Origin of the sequence: Staphylococcus lugdunensis (assembly GCF_002901705.1) — a bacterium.
Lineage (GTDB): Bacteria > Bacillota > Bacilli > Staphylococcales > Staphylococcaceae > Staphylococcus > Staphylococcus lugdunensis.
In genome coordinates this window covers 1-3,002 of record NZ_PPPV01000009.1, presented here as the reverse complement: position 1 = coordinate 3,002, position 3,002 = coordinate 1, and the positions used below count along the sequence as shown (strand labels likewise).

At 49.6% G+C, this 3,002-nt stretch carries 2 rRNA genes; both read left to right on the top strand.

What is annotated here, in order from left to right:
* Positions 1 to 2,818 (top strand): 23S ribosomal RNA (locus CD041_RS00590); the annotation flags it as partial.
* Positions 2,819 to 2,885: 67 nt separating this feature from the next.
* A 5S ribosomal RNA gene (gene rrf, locus CD041_RS00585) occupies positions 2,886 to 3,000 on the top strand.
* Positions 3,001 to 3,002: the final 2 nt, after the last annotated feature.

Below are 3,002 nucleotides of genomic sequence, written 5' to 3'. Positions count from 1 at the left end.
CAGAGATTTCCGAATGGGGAAACCCAGCACAAGTTATGTTGTGTTATCGACATGTGAATACATAGCATGTTAGAAGGCAGACCCGGAGAACTGAAACATCTTAGTACCCGGAGGAAGAGAAAGAAAAATCGATTCCCTGAGTAGCGGCGAGCGAAACGGGAAGAGCCCAAACCAATAAGCTTGCTTATTGGGGTTGTAGGACACTCTATACGGAGTTACAAAGGAATATATTAGACGAATCATCTGGAAAGATGAATCAAAGAAGGTAATAATCCTGTAGTTGAAAATATATTCTCTCTTGAGTGGATCCTGAGTACGACGGAGCACGTGAAATTCCGTCGGAATCTGGGAGGACCATCTCCTAAGGCTAAATACTCTCTAGTGACCGATAGTGAACCAGTACCGTGAGGGAAAGGTGAAAAGTACCCCGGAAGGGGAGTGAAAGAGAACTTGAAACCGTGTGCTTACAAGTAGTCAGAGCCCGTTAATGGGTGATGGCGTGCCTTTTGTAGAATGAACCGGCGAGTTACGATTTGATGCAAGGTTAAGCAGGAAATGTGGAGCCGTAGCGAAAGCGAGTCTGAATAGGGCGTTGAGTATTTGGTCGTAGACCCGAAACCAGGTGATCTACCCTTGGTCAGGTTGAAGTTCAGGTAACACTGAATGGAGGACCGAACCGACTTACGTTGAAAAGTGAGCGGATGAACTGAGGGTAGCGGAGAAATTCCAATCGAACTTGGAGATAGCTGGTTCTCTCCGAAATAGCTTTAGGGCTAGCCTCAAGTGATGATTATTGGAGGTAGAGCACTGTTTGGACGAGGGGCCCCTCTCGGGTTACCGAATTCAGACAAACTCCGAATGCCAATTAATTTAACTTGGGAGTCAGAACATGGGTGATAAGGTCCGTGTTCGAAAGGGAAACAGCCCAGACCACCAGCTAAGGTCCCAAAATATATGTTAAGTGGAAAAGGATGTGGCGTTGCCCAGACAACTAGGATGTTGGCTTAGAAGCAGCCATCATTTAAAGAGTGCGTAATAGCTCACTAGTCGAGTGACACTGCGCCGAAAATGTACCGGGGCTAAACATATTACCGAAGCTGTGGATTGTCCTTTGGACAATGGTAGGAGAGCGTTCTAAGGGCGTTGAAGCATGATCGCAAGGACATGTGGAGCGCTTAGAAGTGAGAATGCCGGTGTGAGTAGCGAAAGACGGGTGAGAATCCCGTCCACCGATTGACTAAGGTTTCCAGAGGAAGGCTCGTCCGCTCTGGGTTAGTCGGGTCCTAAGCTGAGGCCGACAGGCGTAGGCGATGGATAACAGGTTGATATTCCTGTACCACCTAGTATCGTTTTAATCGATGGGGGGACGCAGTAGGATAGGCGAAGCGTACGATTGGATTGTACGTCTAAGCAGTGAGACTGAGTGTTAGGCAAATCCGGCACTCATAAGGTCAAGCTGTGATGGGGAGAGGAAATTGTTTCCTTGAGTCGTTGATTTCACACTGCCAAGAAAAGCCTCTAGATAGATAACAGGTGCCCGTACCGCAAACCGACACAGGTAGTCAAGATGAGAATTCTAAGGTGAGCGAGCGAACTCTCGTTAAGGAACTCGGCAAAATGACCCCGTAACTTCGGGAGAAGGGGTGCTCTTTAGGGTGCAAGCCCAGAAGAGCCGCAGTGAATAGGCCCAAGCGACTGTTTATCAAAAACACAGGTCTCTGCTAAACCGTAAGGTGATGTATAGGGGCTGACGCCTGCCCGGTGCTGGAAGGTTAAGAGGAGTGGTTAGCTTCTGCGAAGCTACGAATCGAAGCCCCAGTAAACGGCGGCCGTAACTATAACGGTCCTAAGGTAGCGAAATTCCTTGTCGGGTAAGTTCCGACCCGCACGAAAGGCGTAACGATTTGGGCACTGTCTCAACGAGAGACTCGGTGAAATCATAGTACCTGTGAAGATGCAGGTTACCCGCGACAGGACGGAAAGACCCCGTGGAGCTTTACTGTAGCCTGATATTGAAATTCGGCACAGCTTGTACAGGATAGGTAGGAGCCATTGAAACGTGAGCGCTAGCTTACGTGGAGGCGCTGGTGGGATACTACCCTAGCTGTGTTGGCTTTCTAACCCGCACCACTTATCGTGGTGGGAGACAGTGTCAGGCGGGCAGTTTGACTGGGGCGGTCGCCTCCTAAAAGGTAACGGAGGCGCTCAAAGGTTCCCTCAGAATGGTTGGAAATCATTCATAGAGTGTAAAGGCATAAGGGAGCTTGACTGCGAGACCTACAAGTCGAGCAGGGTCGAAAGACGGACTTAGTGATCCGGTGGTTCCGCATGGAAGGGCCATCGCTCAACGGATAAAAGCTACCCCGGGGATAACAGGCTTATCTCCCCCAAGAGTTCACATCGACGGGGAGGTTTGGCACCTCGATGTCGGCTCATCGCATCCTGGGGCTGTAGTCGGTCCCAAGGGTTGGGCTGTTCGCCCATTAAAGCGGTACGCGAGCTGGGTTCAGAACGTCGTGAGACAGTTCGGTCCCTATCCGTCGTGGGCGTAGGAAATTTGAGAGGAGCTGTCCTTAGTACGAGAGGACCGGGATGGACATACCTCTGGTGTACCAGTTGTCGTGCCAACGGCATAGCTGGGTAGCTATGTATGGACGGGATAAGTGCTGAAAGCATCTAAGCATGAAGCCCCCCTCAAGATGAGATTTCCCAACTTCGGTTATAAGATCCCTCAAAGATGATGAGGTTAATAGGTTCGAGGTGGAAGCGTGGCGACACGTGGAGCTGACGAATACTAATCGATCGAAGACTTAATCAAATATATGTTTTGCGACGCAAAATCAATTTTACTTACTATCTAGTTTTGAATGTATAACATTCACTTGTCTGGTGACAATGGCAAGGAGGTCACACCTGTTCCCATGCCGAACACAGAAGTTAAGCTCCTTAGCGCCGATGGTAGTCGGACTTACGTTCCGCTAGAGTAGGACGTTGCCAGGCAA